17 protein-coding genes are annotated in these 15,197 nt (G+C 70.5%); 7 read left to right on the top strand and 10 right to left on the bottom strand.

The annotated features are described in order from the left end of the window. The first annotated feature begins 80 nt into the window (after positions 1-80). From IE263_RS45180 to IE263_RS45190, 3 genes are all read left to right on the top strand, one after another. Positions 81-1,130 (top strand): LacI family DNA-binding transcriptional regulator, encoded by a 1,050-nt coding sequence (locus IE263_RS45180; RefSeq protein WP_189943971.1) that lies wholly within the window; start codon positions 81-83, stop codon positions 1,128-1,130. Positions 1,131-1,137: 7 nt separating this feature from the next. Next, complete coding sequence (locus tag IE263_RS45185; RefSeq protein ID WP_189943972.1) at positions 1,138-1,893, top strand: hypothetical protein; 756 nt, start codon at positions 1,138-1,140, stop codon at positions 1,891-1,893. An 86-nt stretch (positions 1,894-1,979) separates the two neighbouring features. Next, positions 1,980-2,369 (top strand): VOC family protein, encoded by a 390-nt coding sequence (locus IE263_RS45190; protein ID WP_189943973.1) that lies wholly within the window; start codon positions 1,980-1,982, stop codon positions 2,367-2,369. A gap of 77 nt (positions 2,370-2,446) precedes the next feature. Here the strand turns inward: IE263_RS45190 and IE263_RS45195 are convergent, their stop codons facing one another. Then, a complete protein-coding gene (locus IE263_RS45195) occupies positions 2,447-3,751 on the bottom strand; it encodes a DUF6986 family protein (RefSeq protein WP_189943974.1) in 1,305 nt (434 codons plus the stop codon). Between the two features lie 173 nt (positions 3,752-3,924). Here IE263_RS45195 and IE263_RS45200 point away from each other — a divergent pair, with 173 nt between their 5' ends. After that, positions 3,925-4,836 carry an endonuclease/exonuclease/phosphatase family protein gene (locus IE263_RS45200; protein ID WP_189943975.1) on the top strand — a complete coding sequence of 304 codons (912 nt, stop codon included), beginning with the start codon at positions 3,925-3,927 and terminating at the stop codon, positions 4,834-4,836. A gap of 71 nt (positions 4,837-4,907) precedes the next feature. Here the strand turns inward: IE263_RS45200 and IE263_RS45205 are convergent, their stop codons facing one another. The 4 genes from IE263_RS45205 to IE263_RS45220 form a co-directional block, all read right to left on the bottom strand. Continuing rightward, on the bottom strand, positions 4,908-5,870 hold the full coding sequence (locus tag IE263_RS45205) for an electron transfer flavoprotein subunit alpha/FixB family protein (protein ID WP_189943976.1): 963 nt from the start codon (positions 5,868-5,870) through the stop codon (positions 4,908-4,910). A gap of 51 nt (positions 5,871-5,921) precedes the next feature. Then, positions 5,922-6,710 (bottom strand): electron transfer flavoprotein subunit beta/FixA family protein, encoded by a 789-nt coding sequence (locus IE263_RS45210; protein WP_189943977.1) that lies wholly within the window; start codon positions 6,708-6,710, stop codon positions 5,922-5,924. A 218-nt stretch (positions 6,711-6,928) separates the two neighbouring features. Further along, the gene (locus tag IE263_RS45215; RefSeq protein ID WP_189943978.1) at positions 6,929-7,438 is read right to left on the bottom strand and encodes a flavin reductase family protein; all 510 of its coding nucleotides are present in this window, start codon (positions 7,436-7,438) and stop codon (positions 6,929-6,931) included. Positions 7,439-7,646: 208 nt separating this feature from the next. Next, positions 7,647-8,060 carry a TlpA family protein disulfide reductase gene (locus tag IE263_RS45220; protein WP_189944011.1) on the bottom strand — a complete coding sequence of 138 codons (414 nt, stop codon included), beginning with the start codon at positions 8,058-8,060 and terminating at the stop codon, positions 7,647-7,649. 75 nt (positions 8,061-8,135) lie between these two features. Here IE263_RS45220 and IE263_RS45225 point away from each other — a divergent pair, with 75 nt between their 5' ends. Together IE263_RS45225 and IE263_RS45230 are read left to right on the top strand one after the other, a co-directional pair. Then, positions 8,136-8,552 (top strand): DUF4395 domain-containing protein, encoded by a 417-nt coding sequence (locus IE263_RS45225; RefSeq protein WP_189943979.1) that lies wholly within the window; start codon positions 8,136-8,138, stop codon positions 8,550-8,552. A gap of 189 nt (positions 8,553-8,741) precedes the next feature. After that, complete coding sequence (locus tag IE263_RS45230) at positions 8,742-9,470, top strand: lysophospholipid acyltransferase family protein (RefSeq protein ID WP_189943980.1); 729 nt, start codon at positions 8,742-8,744, stop codon at positions 9,468-9,470. Between the two features lie 289 nt (positions 9,471-9,759). On the opposite strand, the gene IE263_RS45235 is transcribed toward IE263_RS45230, so the two are convergent. The 4 genes from IE263_RS45235 to IE263_RS45250 form a co-directional block, all read right to left on the bottom strand. Beyond that, positions 9,760-10,332, bottom strand: coding sequence for a transglutaminase domain-containing protein (locus IE263_RS45235; protein WP_189943981.1), 573 nt, complete (start codon positions 10,330-10,332; stop codon positions 9,760-9,762). A gap of 86 nt (positions 10,333-10,418) precedes the next feature. Then, on the bottom strand, positions 10,419-11,489 hold the full coding sequence (locus IE263_RS45240; protein ID WP_189943982.1) for a threonine aldolase family protein: 1,071 nt from the start codon (positions 11,487-11,489) through the stop codon (positions 10,419-10,421). Continuing rightward, a complete protein-coding gene (locus IE263_RS45245; protein ID WP_189944012.1) occupies positions 11,486-12,232 on the bottom strand; it encodes an SDR family NAD(P)-dependent oxidoreductase in 747 nt (248 codons plus the stop codon). Before IE263_RS45245 ends, IE263_RS45240 begins: the two co-directional genes overlap by 4 nt. Positions 12,233-12,273: 41 nt before the next feature. Beyond that, positions 12,274-13,671: a DUF6421 family protein gene (locus IE263_RS45250; protein ID WP_189943983.1), complete on the bottom strand. Its 1,398-nt coding sequence runs from the start codon at positions 13,669-13,671 to the stop codon at positions 12,274-12,276. Positions 13,672-13,932: 261 nt separating this feature from the next. Between IE263_RS45250 and IE263_RS45255 the strand changes: the two genes are divergently transcribed. Next, positions 13,933-14,616 (top strand): glycerophosphodiester phosphodiesterase, encoded by a 684-nt coding sequence (locus tag IE263_RS45255; protein ID WP_189943984.1) that lies wholly within the window; start codon positions 13,933-13,935, stop codon positions 14,614-14,616. Between the two features lie 15 nt (positions 14,617-14,631). On the opposite strand, the gene IE263_RS45260 is transcribed toward IE263_RS45255, so the two are convergent. Continuing rightward, positions 14,632-15,171 carry a GNAT family N-acetyltransferase gene (locus tag IE263_RS45260; protein WP_189943985.1) on the bottom strand — a complete coding sequence of 180 codons (540 nt, stop codon included), beginning with the start codon at positions 15,169-15,171 and terminating at the stop codon, positions 14,632-14,634. Between the last annotated feature and the right edge of the window lie 26 nt (positions 15,172-15,197).

A 15,197-nucleotide genomic window follows, 5' to 3' on the forward strand; every position in this document is an offset into this window, starting at 1 on the left:
GCCCTATGCTCGACTCCACATCCTCATACACCTCCAGGGACCCACGCATCCCCGCCGACAACAGGACAGGACACCGCATCGTGCCCGAGACGCCCCGCCGCCCAGTCGGCCTCTCCGGAACTCGCTACGGCAACCGTCCCACGATGAAGGACGTGGCGGCACGCGCGGGCGTCGGACTGAAGACCGTCTCGCGTGTGGTGAACGGCGAGCCGGGCGTCACACCGGAGACCGAGCGGCGGGTCCAGGAGGCCATCGACGCGCTCGGCTTCCGCCGCAACGACAGCGCGCGGGTCCTGCGCAAGGGCCGTACCGCCAGCATCGGCCTGGTCCTGGAGGACCTCGCCGACCCGTTCTACGGCCCGCTCAGCCGCGCCGTGGAGGAGGTGGCCCGTGCCCACGGTGCGCTGCTCATCAACGGCTCCAGCGCCGAGGACCCGGACCGGGAGCAGGAGCTGGCACTGGCGCTGTGCGCGCGCCGGGTGGACGGCCTGGTGATCATCCCGGCCGGGGACGACCACCGCTATCTGGAGCCGGAGATCAAGGCGGGCGTGGCCACGGTCTTCGTCGACCGGCCGGCCGGCCGGATCGACGCCGACTGCGTCCTGTCGGACAATTTCGGGGGCGCCCGGGAGGGCGTGGCCCACCTCGTCGCGCACGGGCACCGCCGGATCGGTTTCATCGGCGACATGCCGCGCATCCACACCGCGGCGGAGCGGCTGCGCGGCTACCGGGCGGCCATGGAGGACGCCGGCATACCGGTCGAGGACGCCTGGATGTCCCTGGGAGCCACCGATCCCGGCCGGGTGCGCCGGGCGGCCGAGGAGATGCTGTCCGGGCCCGCGCCGGTCACGGCGGTCTTCTCGGGCAACAACCGGGTCACGGTCACCGTGATCCGGGTGCTCGCCGAGCAGGCCCGCCGCGTGGCCCTCGTCGCCTTCGACGACCTCGAACTCGCCGACCTCCTCCAGCCGGGCGTCACCGTGGTAGCCCAGGACGCGGCCGCCATCGGCCGCACCGCCGCCGAGCGCCTCTTCCAGCAGCTGGACGGCACCCTGGTCGCCCCCGAACGCATCGAACTGCCCACCCGGCTCATCACCCGCGGCTCGGGCGAGCTGCCCCCGGCGGACTGAGCCCGGCGTGTACGAACGCGATCTGCACCGCACGCTGGAGGCGCTCGGTCTCGCCGACGCGCCGCGCGAGCATCCGCTGACGTATCCCGGTGCCTGGCCGGCGGACTCCGGACTGCTCGACGGGAACCGGCTGTTGCCCCTGGACCGCCTGACCTTCCCCGACCGGACACCGCTCCTGGCCATCGGCTCCAACGCCTGCCCCGGCCAACTGCGCCACAAGATGGCCGAGTTCGGGATCACCTCACCGATCCCGATGGTCAGGACCCGGGTCACGGGCATCGACATCGGCGTCTCCGCGCATGTCAGCCGCATGGGATACATCTCGGCGTCCCCCGTCGACGCCCCTGGCGTCACACGGGAGTTGTTCGTCATCTGGCTGGACGCGGAACAGCTCGCGGTGATCGACGCGAGCGAGGGGGTGCCGCTGCCACACGGCAACTACACCCGCGCGCTGTTGCCCGCCGACGAGGTGCGGATCGAGCTGGAGAACGGCGAGATGCTCCCCGGAGCGTTCGCGTACGTCAACCGTCGCGGCGTTCTGCACGACGGCACCGGCGCACCGCGAGCCCATCCGGGGCAGCGCGCCCTGATCACCGAACTCCTGGTGGGGTCGGCCGAGTTGAGGCGGCTGTTCGGCGTGACTCCGGAGGAGTTCTGCGCCCGCGCCCGGGCCGATGCGGAGCTGTGCGAGCGCGGCACCCGACTGTTCGCGAAGGAGAAGCTCGTGGCATGTTCAGGACTGGAGCACCTGACCGTCCGTTAAGGTCGTCCCACGGCATCGCGTGTCGGTCACCGACCGGGTGAGGCATGGAGGTGCCCGTGAGTTTGCCTTACGGAGGCATTCCACACATGTCAGTCGAGCTGAACCACACCATCGTCCACTCCCGCGACAACCGGGAGTCCGCCGAGTTCCTGGCCCACATCCTGGGACTCGAAGTCGGGGCCGAGTGGGGCCCGTTCGTTCCGGTCGGCACCAGCAACGGCGTCACCTTGGACTTCGCCACCATCCCGGCGGAGTCGATCGTCATGCAGCACTACGCGTTCCTCGTCTCGGACGAGGAGTTCGACGCGGCGTTCGACCGGATCAAGCAGGCGGGGATCACGTACTTCGCCGATCCGCACGGACGGCAGCCGGGTGAGATCAACCATCACCATGGCGGCCGGGGCCTGTACTTCATGGATCCCGCGGGGCACGGGATGGAGATCATCACCACCCCGTACACCTTTCCCGAGCAGTAGCCGGTCCTGAGGACCGTGGGCCGACCGGGGTGGCGACGCCCCGGTCGGCCTCCGCTGTCGGCCCCGACCGGAGCCCGCTAGGGCGCGGAAGCCGTGAGATCACCCCGGCGGGGCGCCGCGAAACCCTCCAGAGCGGCTCTCGTCAGCCCAGTGGCCCCGGTCACCTCGGCAAGGTCGAGCGCACCGCAGTCCAGGCCGCGCAGCAGGTAGCCGCTGAGGGCCTTGGCGGTGGCCGGCTCGTCCATCACGTCGCCGCCGGCCCGGTTGACATACCGGGACAGGCGCTCGGCGGCCCGGGCGAACCCCTCGCGGTAGAAGGCGAAGACAGCCGCGTAGCGGGTCGGGAGGTGGCCGGGGTGCATGTCCCAGCCCTGGTAGTAGGCGCGGGCGAGGGCACGGCGGGTGAGGCCGTAGTGCAGGCGCCAGGCCTCGTGGACCTTCTCGGTCGGGCCCACCGGCAGCACGTTCGTGGAGCCGTCCGAGACGCGGACGCCGGTGCCGGCCGCCGCGACCTGCATCACCGCCTTGGCGTGGTCGGCGGCCGGGTGGTCACTGGCCTGGTGGGCGGCGGAGACGCCGAGGCAGGCGCTGTAGTCGAAGGTGCCGTAGTGCAGGCCCGTGGCGCGGCCCTCGGCGGCCTGGATCAAGCGGGCGACGGTGGCGGTGCCGTCGGTGGCGAGGATGGCCTGGCTGGTCTCGATCTGGATCTCGAAGCCGAGCCGGCCGGGTGCGAGCCCACGCGCCTGCTCGAAGGCCTCCAGGAGCCGGACCATCGCGCTGACCTGTTCGGGATAGGTCACCTTCGGCAGGGTCAGGACCAGCCCGTCGGGCAGACCGCCGGCCTCCATCAGGCCGGTGAGGAAGACGTCCAGCGTGCGGATGCCCCGGTCGCGGACGGCGGCCTCCATGCACTTCATGCGGATGCCCATGTACGGGGCCGCCGTGCCCTTGGCGTACGCCTCGGCGATCAGCCGGGCGGCCCGGGCGGCCGTCTCGTCCTCCTCGGTGTCCGGGCGCGGCCCGTAGCCGTCCTCGAAGTCGACGCGCAGGTCCTCGATCGGCTCACGCTCCAGCTTGGCCCGCACGCGCGCGTACACCGGTGCGGCAAGCTCCTCGGAGAGGCCGAGGACGGCGGCGAAGGACGCGGCGTCCGGGGCGTGCTCGTCGAGGGCGGCGAGAGCCCGGTCGCCCCAGGAGCGGAGGGTGTCGGCGGTGAAGGCATCGCCGGGGACGTAGACGGTGTGGACGGGCTGGCGGGTGCCCGGGTCGCCGGGGTAGCGGCTCTCGAGTGCGGCGTCGACGGGGGCGAGGGAGGCGCTGATCTCCTCGCTGACGGCGCCCGCGAGGCTCGTCGCCACCGTCTCCTGCTGGCCGTGGCCCATCCCAGACCTCCCATTTTCCGCTTTACGGAATCAACAATCCGTAGAACGAAGCTATCCGTGGATCTTCTCGCCGGTCAACACCTGTCCATGCCCTTGATCACACTCCAGCCTTCCGAAAACGCTTACGCACAGGGGTTCGCACCTTCATCCTGGATCACGAAGGGAGGGAGCACATGACGGGCACCGGGTGGATCACGCGTCGCACCGGTCTCAGAACCGTGGTGGCGGCAGCCGTCGCGGTTCCTCTGCTGGGGACGGTCCGGGCCTCCAGCGCTCCCGAGGAGAGCCGCACACGGGCACGTCTCGCCCCGCCCCTGGAGGTCATGACGTTCAACCTCCGCTTCCCGAGCACCAAGGAGCCGCACAGCTGGCCCTCCCGCCGCCCGGTGATGCGCGCCCTGCTGCGCGGGGCGGCCCCGCATGTCATCGGCACCCAGGAGGGCGAGCCGCCACAACTGCGGGACATCGAGGCCGACCTCGGACCGCACTACGACTGGATCGGCAGGGGCCGTGGCGGCGGCGACAACGAGTCGATGGCCATCTTCTACGACACCCGCCGGCTGGCCCCGGTCGAGCACGCCCACTTCTGGCTCTCCGACACGCCCAGGATGCCCGGCTCCAACACCTGGGGCGCGGGTTATCCCCGCATGGTCACATGGGTCCGCTTCCGTGACTTACGGGCCGGCGGGCGGGAGTTCTGCCTCTTCAACACCCACCTCGACAACGAGAGTCAGTACGCTCGCGAGCGCGCCGCCGCCCTGATCACCTCGCGGATCGCCAGGTTCGACCCCGCCCTGCCGATGCTGGTGACCGGCGACTTCAACGCCGTCGCCCACCGCAACACGGTCTACGACACGCTGCTGGGCGCCGGTCTCGTGGACACCTGGGACACGGCACGGCGGCGCGGCGAGGGGTACGCGACGTTCCACGGGTACAAGGCACTCAGGCCGGACGGCGACCGGATCGACTGGATCCTGGCCCGGCCGGGCATCACGGTCCACCGGACGTGGGTCCACACCTTCCGGCTGAACGGCCAGTACCCGAGCGACCATCTGCCGGTGCAGGCCTCCGTGACCCTGGGATGAGCCGAGGCCCCCGCGACCGGCGTGGTCACGGGGGCCTCGTACAGCCCGGGGGCGATCAGGTGATCGGGTGATCAGCCCTTGCGGGCCTTGATCTCCTCGGTGAGCTGCGGGACGACGTCGAAGAGGTCGCCGACGACGCCGTAGTCGACCAGGTCGAAGATCGGGGCCTCGGGGTCCTTGTTGACCGCCACGATCGTCTTCGAGGTCTGCATACCGGCGCGGTGCTGGATCGCGCCGGAGATGCCGTTGGCGATGTACAGCTGCGGCGAGACCGACTTACCGGTCTGGCCGACCTGGTTGGTGTGCGGGTACCAGCCCGCGTCCACCGCGGCACGCGAGGCACCGACGGCCGCGCCGAGGGAGTCGGCGAGGGCCTCGATGATCGCGAAGTTCTCCGCGCCGTTGACACCACGGCCGCCGGAGACCACGATCGCGGCCTCCGTCAGCTCCGGACGGCCCGTCGACTCACGCGGGGTACGGCCGGTGACCTTGGTGCCGGTGGCGAGCTCACCGAAGGACACCGACAGGGCCTCGACGGCACCGGCGGCCGGAGCGGCCTCGACCGCGGCCGAGTTCGGCTTGACGGTGATGACCGGGGTGCCCTTGATGACCCGGGACTTGGTGGTGAAGGACGCGGCGAACACCGACTGGGTGGCCACCGGGCCCTCGTCGCCGGCCTCGAGGTCGACGGCGTCGGTGATGATGCCGGAGCCGATGCGCAGCGCCAGACGGGCGGCGATCTCCTTGCCCTCCGCGGAGGACGACACCAGCACGGCGGCCGGGGAGACGGCCTCGACGGCGGCCTGCAGCGCGTCCACCTTCGGTACGACGAGGTAGTCGGCGTACTCGGACGCGTCGTGGGTGAGGACCTTGACCGCGCCGTGCTCGGCCAGAGCGGCGGCGGTGTTCTCGGCACCGGAGCCGAGGGCGACGGCGACCGGCTCGCCGATGCGGCGGGCCAGGGTCAGCAGCTCCAGGGTGGGCTTGCGGACGGCGCCGTCCACGTGGTCGACGTAGACGAGGACTTCAGCCATGGGATTGCTCTCCTGCGAAACGAAGTTGAGGGGCGGTCGGCGTGTCGAGCCTTAGATGAACTTCTGGCTCGCGAGGAACTCAGCGAGCTGCTTGCCGCCCTCGCCCTCGTCCTTGACGATCGTGCCGGCGGTGCGGGCCGGGCGCTCGGCCGCGGAGTCGACCTTGGTCCAGGCGCCGTCGAGACCGACCTCCTCCGCCTCGATGTCGAGGTCGGACAGGTCCCAGGACTCCACCGGCTTCTTCTTGGCGGCCATGATGCCCTTGAAGGACGGGTAGCGCGCCTCGCCCGACTGGTCGGTGACCGACACGACGGCCGGCAGGGAGGCCTCGAGCTGCTCGGAGGCGGCGTCGCCGTCGCGGCGGCCCTTGACGGTGCCGTCCTCCACGGAGACCTCGGACAGCAGGGTCACCTGCGGGACGCCCAGGCGCTCGGCGACCAGGGCCGGGACGACACCGCCCGTGCCGTCGGTGGAGGCCATGCCGGAGATGACCAGGTCGTAGCCGGCCTTCTCGATGGCCTTGGCCAGGACCAGGGAGGTGCCGATGGCGTCGGTGCCGTGCAGGTCGTCGTCCTCGACGTGGATGGCCTTGTCGGCACCCATGGACAGCGCCTTGCGCAGGGCGTCCTTGGCGTCCTCGGGGCCCACCGTCAGGACGGTGATCTCCACGTCGTCGTCGGAGTTCTCGGAGATCTGCAGCGCCTGCTCGACCGCGTACTCGTCGAGCTCGGAGAGCAGACCGTCCACGTCGTCCCGGTCGACGGTCAGGTCATCGGCGAAGTGCCGGTCGCCAGTGGCGTCGGGCACGTACTTCACAGTGACAACGATCCTCAAGCTCACGCCGGCTCTCCTACTGCATCGTCAGTTCTCGGCTGCCTTCTAGCAGGCAGCATAGGCGCCACAAGCGGCCGATCCCGGTCGGGGCGGCCCGCGCTCCGACCGAAATATTACTCGTCAGTACACCCAGTTCGTTCCCGCTAAGCAAGCGCTTTGAACTGTGACCTTTGCAACGCAGCGTAATCGGAACCGGACGATTTTGCAGGAGCGCCGGGCAGTGATCAATCACGCAGCGCCGTGAACCGCCCCTGGTGGTAGAGCAGCGGACGGCCCGCACCGGCCGGATCGCCCAGGACGACCTCGGCCAGCACGATGCGGTGGTCCCCCGCGGGCACGCGCGTGACGACCCGGCAGACGAGCCAGGCGAGCACGTCGTCCAGGACGGGAACGCCCTGCGGACCCTCCCGCCAGGCCGTCGGGGCGCCGAACCGGTCGGCGCCGCTGCGGGCGAAGGTGGCGGCCAGCTCCTGCTGGTGCTCGCCGAGTATGTGCACACCGACATGGTCGGCCCGGGAGACCGCCGGCCAGCTGGAGGCCCCGGTGCCGATGCCGAAGGAGAGCAGCGGGGGCTCGGCGGAGACCGAGGTGAGCGAGGTGGCGGTGAAGCCGACCGGGCCGGTCTCGCCGGACGCGGTGATCACGGCCACTCCGGCCGCGTGGCGGCGGAAGACGGAGCGCAGCAGGTCGGGTGAGGCGAGCTGAGGGGTGCCGAGGCCGGGCGTGGCCGTCATGGAGTTGTCCTTCTGCGGGGAGTGACGAGCGGGGTCGTGGCGGCTCAACGAGCCGGACAGCGCGCGCTCGCGGTACGGACCAGGTCGACGTGGGCCCGTCCGTGGAGAAGGAGTTCCTCGGGCATACGGTCAGGCTGACGATAGGTGGCAGGCGCAGTCAAGTCCGTCCCGGCATCTGGGAGATGCCTCACCGTCCCTGGCGCGGCCCTCACACCGCCTCCCCCAGGGCCGCGATGACGTCGGCCTTGCGGGGCTGGCCGGTGGCGCGGCGCACGATGCGGCCGTCGGCGTCGAGGACCAGCACGGTCGGGGTCTTGAGAATGCCGAGTTCGCGGACGAGGTCCAGATGCGCCTCGGCGTCGATCTCCACGTGCGTGACGCCGGGGACCATGCCGGCGACCTCGCCGAGGACCCGGCGCGTCGCCCGGCACGGGGCGCAGAAGGCGCTGGAGAACTGCAGGAGCGTGGCGCGCTCGCCGAGCGCGCCGCCCAGCCGGTCCGCTCCGAGCCGCTTGCCGTCGTCGCGCCCGCGCACGCGCACCCTCCCGCTCCGCCGTCGGTGCAGCACTCCGTAGGCGCTCGCCGCCGCGAGCACCGCCACGCACACCATGAGTCCGGTCATCACCAGCACAAGCATTCATGAGACTGCAAAGATTCCCGCCTCCCGGACGTCTTTCCGCTGCGGAATGCTTGATTCATGGACATTGATGTGAGGGGGCCGCGCTTCGGGGCGGCCATCACGACCGTCGTCCTGGCGGTCGCGCTGATCACCCAGAACGTCTGGCTGCTGGCCTGGCAGACGCTGGCGTTCGCGCTCGGCGCGGCGGGCGGGGTCGGCCGCTCGCCGTACGGCTGGGCCTTCCGGGTGGCCGTACGTCCGAAGCTCGGGCCGCCGACGGCGTTCGAGGCGCCGGAACCGCCGCGGTTCGCCCAGGTGGTGGGGCTGCTGTTCGCGGGCGTGGGCCTGGTCGGGTTCACGCTGGGGCCCGACTGGCTGGGGTTCGCGGCGACCGGGGCGGCGCTCGCGGCCGCCTTCCTCAATGCCACTTTCGGGTACTGCTTGGGCTGCGAGATGTACCTGCTCGTACGGCGTGTGGCGGTACGGGCGGAGTAAAGGTGACTTAAAAGGGCGAGGTGGCTCACAGGGCGGAGTGACGAGGATCTCGCGGTTCGCGGGCACGGGGACTGGCTCCCCGGCCGTTCTTGGGGCACGATCTGCGAGATGCCGTAAACCTACGGCTGCGTAACTTTGCCGTCGGGAGTCCCCTCCCGGGCAGAGAGAAAGAAGGGTCCGAACCCGCCCATGGCAGAGCTTGTCTACCGCCCCGTCGTCGGCCTCGCCCAGACGTTGTTCAAGGTCTGGGACCTCAAGATCGACTGCAAGGGGTCGGAGAACATCCCGCGCTCGGGCGGAGCCGTGCTGGTGAGCAACCACATCAGCTACCTCGACTTCATCTTCAACGGCCTGGCCGCGCTCCCGCAGAAGCGTCTCGTGCGGTTCATGGCCAAGGAGTCGGTCTTCCGCCACAAGGTCTCCGGTCCGCTGATGCGCGCGATGAAGCACATCCCCGTGGACCGCAAGCAGGGCGAGGCGGCGTACGCCCACGCCCTGGACTCGCTGCGCTCCGGCGAGATCGTCGGGGTCTTCCCGGAGGCCACGATCTCGGAGTCCTTCACGCTGAAGAGCTTCAAGTCGGGTGCCGCCCGGCTGGCCCAGGAGGCGGGCGTCCCGCTGATCCCGATGGCCGTGTGGGGCACGCAGCGACTGTGGACCAAGGGCCACCCGCGCAACTTCAAGCGCAGCCACACCCCGATCACCATCCGGGTCGGCGAGGCGGTCGAGGCCTCCCGCGACAAGTACGCGGGCGCGATCACCCGGCAGTTGCGCGAGCGCGTCCAGGAGCTCCTGGAGGCCGCCCAGCGCGCCTACCCGGTGCGCCCCAGGGACGCGAACGACACCTGGTGGATGCCGGCCCATCTGGGCGGCACGGCGCCGACGCCGGAGCAGGTGCGCGAGGCCGAGGCCCGCTGACCTCCGCCCCCGCGCCCTCGCGCCGCGGACGCGTCGCCCCCAGAGCGACAGGGTCCCGGGCCCTCACCGGAAACCGGAGGCCCGGGACCTCCGCGCGACGGGGCCGCCGTTCCGGCTGTTGTCTGCCGGCGCGCTACGAGGGCGAGGATGCGGCGCCGCGGAGCGCCGCGTGGGCGCGGGGACCGGCCTGTTCGGGATTCTGTCGCACGGCATCGTTTCCTTCCGCACCGGCCTCCTCGGGCCTCTCTCCCGTCGCGTCCGCCGGGGAGACCGGCGACCGCGAGACCTGTCACAGGGTTGTGGGGAGTGTCTTCCAGAGGTGGGGGCGGTCGGGGGCGGCCTTCAGCGTGCTCAGTACCGCCGGGTGGGGCGCGGCGTACAGGACGGGGTGGTCCAGTTCGCCGGCCTCGGTGTCGGGTGTGAAGGCCAGTTGTTCGCCGTCCAGGGAGAACCGGGCGTTCACGCCGGGCTTGTTGCCACGCGGGTCCTGTCGGTGCCAGGCGCCGTTGAAGCGGACGGCGACCAGCCCGTGCACCACGTCGAACTTCTGGTAGCACAGCGCGGTCGGGATGTCCTCGGCCCGCAGCAGCGCGGCCAGCGCATGGGCCTTGGCGTAGCAGATGCCCGTCCTCTGCTCCAGCACGTCGGAGGCGCGCCAGGTGACGCGGAGGTCGCCGGAATCCTGCGAGTGGGGAATGGTGTCGCGCACGAACTCGAAGGCCAGCCGCGCATAGGCATACGAGTCCTCCGCGTCCTGGGCGAGACGCGCGGCAGTGTCCCGCACCAGCGGATGGTCATGGTCGATGACCTCGTCGGCGGCCAAGTACGCGGACAGGTCGGGGTTCTCCTGGATCAGCTCCATGCCTGGAGAGCATAGAAATGCGATCACCCGAGAGTCAATGACTTTTCAGGCGACCGCATATCTATGCACAACCGCGTCGTGACCTGCTAGCGCGCCATCTCCTCCTTCAGCGCCGCCACGAACGCGTCCACGTCGTCCTCCGTCGTGTCGAAGGCGCACATCCAGCGCACCACGCCGGCCGCCTCGTCCCAGAAGTAGAACCGGAACCGCTTCTGCAGCCGCTCGCTCACGTCGTGCGGCAGCTTGGCGAAGACGCCGTTGGCCTGGACCGGGTAAAGGATCTCCACGCCGTGCACCGCGCGGACGCCCTCGGCGAGCCGCTGGGCCATCTCGTTGGCGTGGCGGGCGTTGCGCAGCCACAGGTCCTTGGTGAGCAGGGCCTCCAACTGCACCGACACGAAGCGCATCTTGGAGGCGAGCTGCATCGACAGCTTGCGCAGGTGCTTCATGTGGCTGACGGCGTCCTGGTTGATGACGACGACGGCCTCGCCGAACAGGGCGCCGTTCTTGGTGCCGCCCAGGGAGAGGATGTCGACGCCGACGGCGTTGGTGAACGTCCGCATCGGCACGTCGAGAGAGGCCGCCGCGTTGGCTATCCGGGAGCCGTCCAGGTGGACCTTCATCCCGCGCGCGTGGGCGTGGTCGCAGATCGCGCGGATCTCGTCCGGTGTGTACAGCGTGCCCAGCTCCGTGCTCTGGGTGATCGAGACGACCTGCGGCATCGCGCGGTGCTCGTCCTCCCAGCCCCAGGCCTGCCGGTCGATCAGCTCGGGGGTGAGCTTGCCGTCGGGCGTGGGGACGGTGAGCAGCTTCAGGCCGCCCATGCGCTCGGGCGCGCCGCCCTCGTCGACGTTGATGTGGGCGCTCTCGGCGCAGATCACCGCGCCCCAGCGGTCGGTGACCGCCTGGAGCGCGACGACGTTGGCGCCGGTGCCGTTGAAGACCGGGAACGCCTCCGCCGTCGGCCCGAAGTGGCTGCGGATGATCCGCTGGAGGTTCTCGGTGTAGACGTCCTCGCCGTACGCGACCTGGTGGCCGCCGTTGGCCAGGGCCAGGGCGGCCAGCACCTCCGGGTGGGCCCCGGCGTAGTTGTCGCTGGCGAAACCGCGGACCCCCGGGTCGTGATGGCGACGGGCGTCGGTCTTCGGTGGGTTCACGGCTTCTCGGTGAGCCACAGACGATTTCCGTTCACTTCGGCGGCGGGCTTCTCCCAGACTCCGGCGATGGCCTCGGCCAGGTCCTTGACGTCCGTGAAGCCCGCGAACTTCGCGTTGGGTCGCTCGGCGCGCATCGCGTCGTGCACCAGCGCCTTCACGACCAGGATCGCAGCCGCGGAGGTCGGGCCCTCGGCGCCCCCGGCCTTGCGGAAGTAGTCGGCCATCGACAGCGTCCATGCCTCGGCGGCGGCCTTGGCGGCGGCGTAGGCGGCGTTGCCCGCGGTGGGCTTGCTGGCGCCCGCGGCGCTGATCAGGACGTACCGGCCGCGGTCGCTGCGCTGCAGTGCCTCGTGGAAGGCGATGGACGTGTGCTGCACCGTGCGGATGAGCAGCAGCTCGAGGAAGTCCCAGTCGTCGAGGCTGGTCTTGGTGAAGGTCTCGCTGCCGCGCCAGCCGCCGACGAGGTGGACCAGGCCGTCGACCCGGCCGAAGTCCTTCTCGACGCGGAGGGCCCAGTCCTGGGTCGACTGCAGATCGAGCAGGTCGACCGTGTCGCCGGTGACCCTGGCACCGCCGTGTGCGTAGCTGGCCGCGTCCACGGCCGCCGCCAGGCGCTCCGGGTCGTTGTCCGAGCCGACGACGGTCGCGCCCGCCTCGGCAAGCCGGAGCAGTGTCGCCCGGCCGGCGGGTCCGCCCGCGCCGGCCACCGCGATCACCGCACCGCTGAGAGCCCCGTTCCCCATGTTCTTCGCCTCCTGAGCAGTGTTCTCGGTACGCAGGTCGCTCACGCGGCGATCCGCTCGACGCCGTCCGCCGTGATGCCCTTGGTGGAGGCGATCACGTGCTTCAGCTTCTTGGACAGTGCCTCATAGAACATGCTCAGCGGAAACTCGTCCGGAAGCACGTCATCGACCAGTTTCCGCGGCGGCTGGCTCAGGTCGAGGGCGTCGGGACCCTTGGCCCACCTGGAGCCCGGGTGCGGGGCGAGGTAGGTGGACACCAGCTCGTAGCCGGCGAACCAGTGGACGAGCTTGGGGCGGTCGATGCCGTCGCGGTAGAGCTTCTCGATCTCGGCGCACAACTCGTTGGTGACCTGCGGGGCGCGCTGCCAGTCGATGAAGAGCTTGTTGTCGGTCCAGCGGACGACGTCGTGCTTGTGCAGGTAGGCGAAGAGGAGCTGGCCGCCGAGGCCGTCGTAGTTGCGCACCCGCTCGCCGGTCACGGGGAAGCGGAACATGCGGTCGAACAGCACCGCGTACTGCACGTCACGGGCCTGCGGGACCCCGTCGGCCTCCAGCTTCACGGCCTCCTTGAAGGCGGTGAGATCACAGCGCAGCTCCTCCAGGCCGTACATCCAGAACGGCTGGCGCTGCTTGATCATGAAGGGGTCGAAGGGCAGGTCGCCGTGGCTGTGGGTGCGGTCGTGGACCATGTCCCACAGGACGAAGGCCTCCTCGCAGCGCTTCTGGTCGTGGACCATGGCGGCGATGTCCTCGGGCAGCTCCAGGCCCAGGATGTCCACGGCGGCCTCGGTGACATGACGGAAGCGGGCGGCCTCGCGGTCGCAGAAGATGCCACCCCAGGAGAAGCGCTCCGGCGCCTCGCGGACGGCGATGGTCTCCGGGAAGAGGACGGCGGAGTTGGTGTCGTAGCCGGCCGTGAAGTCCTCGAAGGTGATGCCGCAGAACAGCGGGTTGTCGTAGCGGGTGCGCTCCAGCTCGGCCAGCCAGTCCGGCCAGACCATGCGCAGCACGACCGCCTCGAGGTTGCGGTCCGGGTTGCCGTTCTGCGTGTACATCGGGAAGACGACCAGGTGCTGGAGGCCGTCCACGCGGCCCGCGGCGGGCTGGAAGGCCAGCAGCGAGTCGAGGAAGTCCGGCACCTCGAAGCCGCCCTCCGCCCAGCGGCGCAGGTCCTTCACCAGGGCGCGGTGGTAGTCCGCGTCGTGCGGGAGCAGCGGGGAGAGCTCCTCGACCGCCTCGATCACCCGGCGGACGGTCTGCTCGGCGTCGGCGCGCTCGGGGGCACCCTCGGCCGTGAAGTCGATCGATCCGTCCTTCGACTGCCAGGGGCGGATCCGCTCCACGGCATCCTTGAGCACGGGCCACGCCGGGTGCTCCACCACCCTGGCCGCGGGAGGAACCTGGTCCTCCGTACCCACCTGCACAAGAATTTCCGTCATGTCCCATCCTCCACGGGAGAACCTCGCGTAAGGACACCGTATGCATACGAGGTTTCCTCCAGCAAGTGGAGTCTCGGGAAATTATCCTGCGGACCCCCCATGGTCACCGCCCTTTTTCCTGTGGGACATCGGGAGGGCGAGGACTTTCGTGGTGGGGCGGTGGGTAGAGGAATCCGCGGCGCACGCACATGTCCATGTCGGTCCCGGGCCGTTAGGCTGCGGGCTCTTCCAGCGCCGCCGTCGACGGAAGCGAGTCGAGTCTTGAACCTCCTCACCATCGGTCACCGCGGAGTCATGGGTGTCGAGCCCGAGAACACCCTCCGGTCGTTCGTCGCCGCCGAGCACGCCGGCCTCGACGTCGTCGAACTCGATCTGCATCTGAGCAAGGACGGCGCTCTCGTGGTCATGCACGACGCCGACGTCGACCGCACGACCGACGGGAGCGGGCCGATCGCGGACCGCACGCTCGCCGAACTGCGCACCCTCGACGCGGGGCGCGGGGAGCGGGTGCCGGTCTTCGAGGAGGTCCTGGAGGCGGTCTCGCTGCCGCTGCAGGCCGAGATCAAGGACGTGCAGGCGGCGCGGGCGCTCGCCGAGGTGATGAACGAACGGGACCTGGTGGAGCGGGTGGAGGTGTCCTCGTTCCACGACGAGGCCGTCGCCGAGATCGCGCGGCTGGTGCCCGGGGTGCGCACGGCGCTCATCGGCAGCCGTTACAACCTCGACATCGTGGACCGGGCCGTGGCCGTCGGCGCCGCGACCGTGTGCCTGAACATCCGGCGGCTCACCCTGGAGATCGTCGAGCACGCCCGGAAGCACGACCTGCGGATCATCGGGTGGGTGGTCAACACGCCGGACCACCTGCGGCTGGTGCGGGCCCTGGAACTGGACGGGGTGACCACCGACGACCCCGAGATCAAGCGCACCGGCCGCTTCACGGCGTGACAGCGGCGCCGAGCGTCACACCAGGGGCTTGACCAGCAGCTCGAACTGGAGGTCGTCGCGCTGCGGAATGCCGAAGCGCTCGTCGCCGTACGGGAAGGGGGTCATCCGGCCCGTACGGCGGTAGCCGCGGCGCTCGTACCAGGCGATGAGGTCGCCGCGGACCGAGATCACCGTCATGTGCATCTCGGTCGCGCCCCAGGTCTCGCGGGCCTGGCGCTCGGCCTCCGCCATGACGATGCTGCCGAGGCCGCCGCCCTGGGCTGTGGGGCTGACCGCGAACATGCCGAAGTAGGCGTGGTCGCCGCGGTGTTCGAGCTGGCAGCAGGCGACGATCCGGCCGTCCCGTTCGACGGCCAGTACCCGGCCCTCGGTCGACTCGATGATCTCCAGCACGCCCTCGGGGTCGGTCCGCTGCCCCTGCAGGATGTCCGCCTCCGTGGTCCAGCCGACCCGGCTGGAGTCCCCGCGGTAGGCCGACTCGACGAGCGCGACCAGCGCGTCGACATCGGTTTCGGTGGCGTCACGGAAGGTGAGGTCGGTTGCGGCGGTGTCCATGCGGCGATCTCCGGGTCTCTGGCGCG

The organism is Streptomyces aurantiogriseus (genome assembly GCF_014649375.1).
Classification (GTDB): domain Bacteria; phylum Actinomycetota; class Actinomycetes; order Streptomycetales; family Streptomycetaceae; genus Streptomyces; species Streptomyces aurantiogriseus.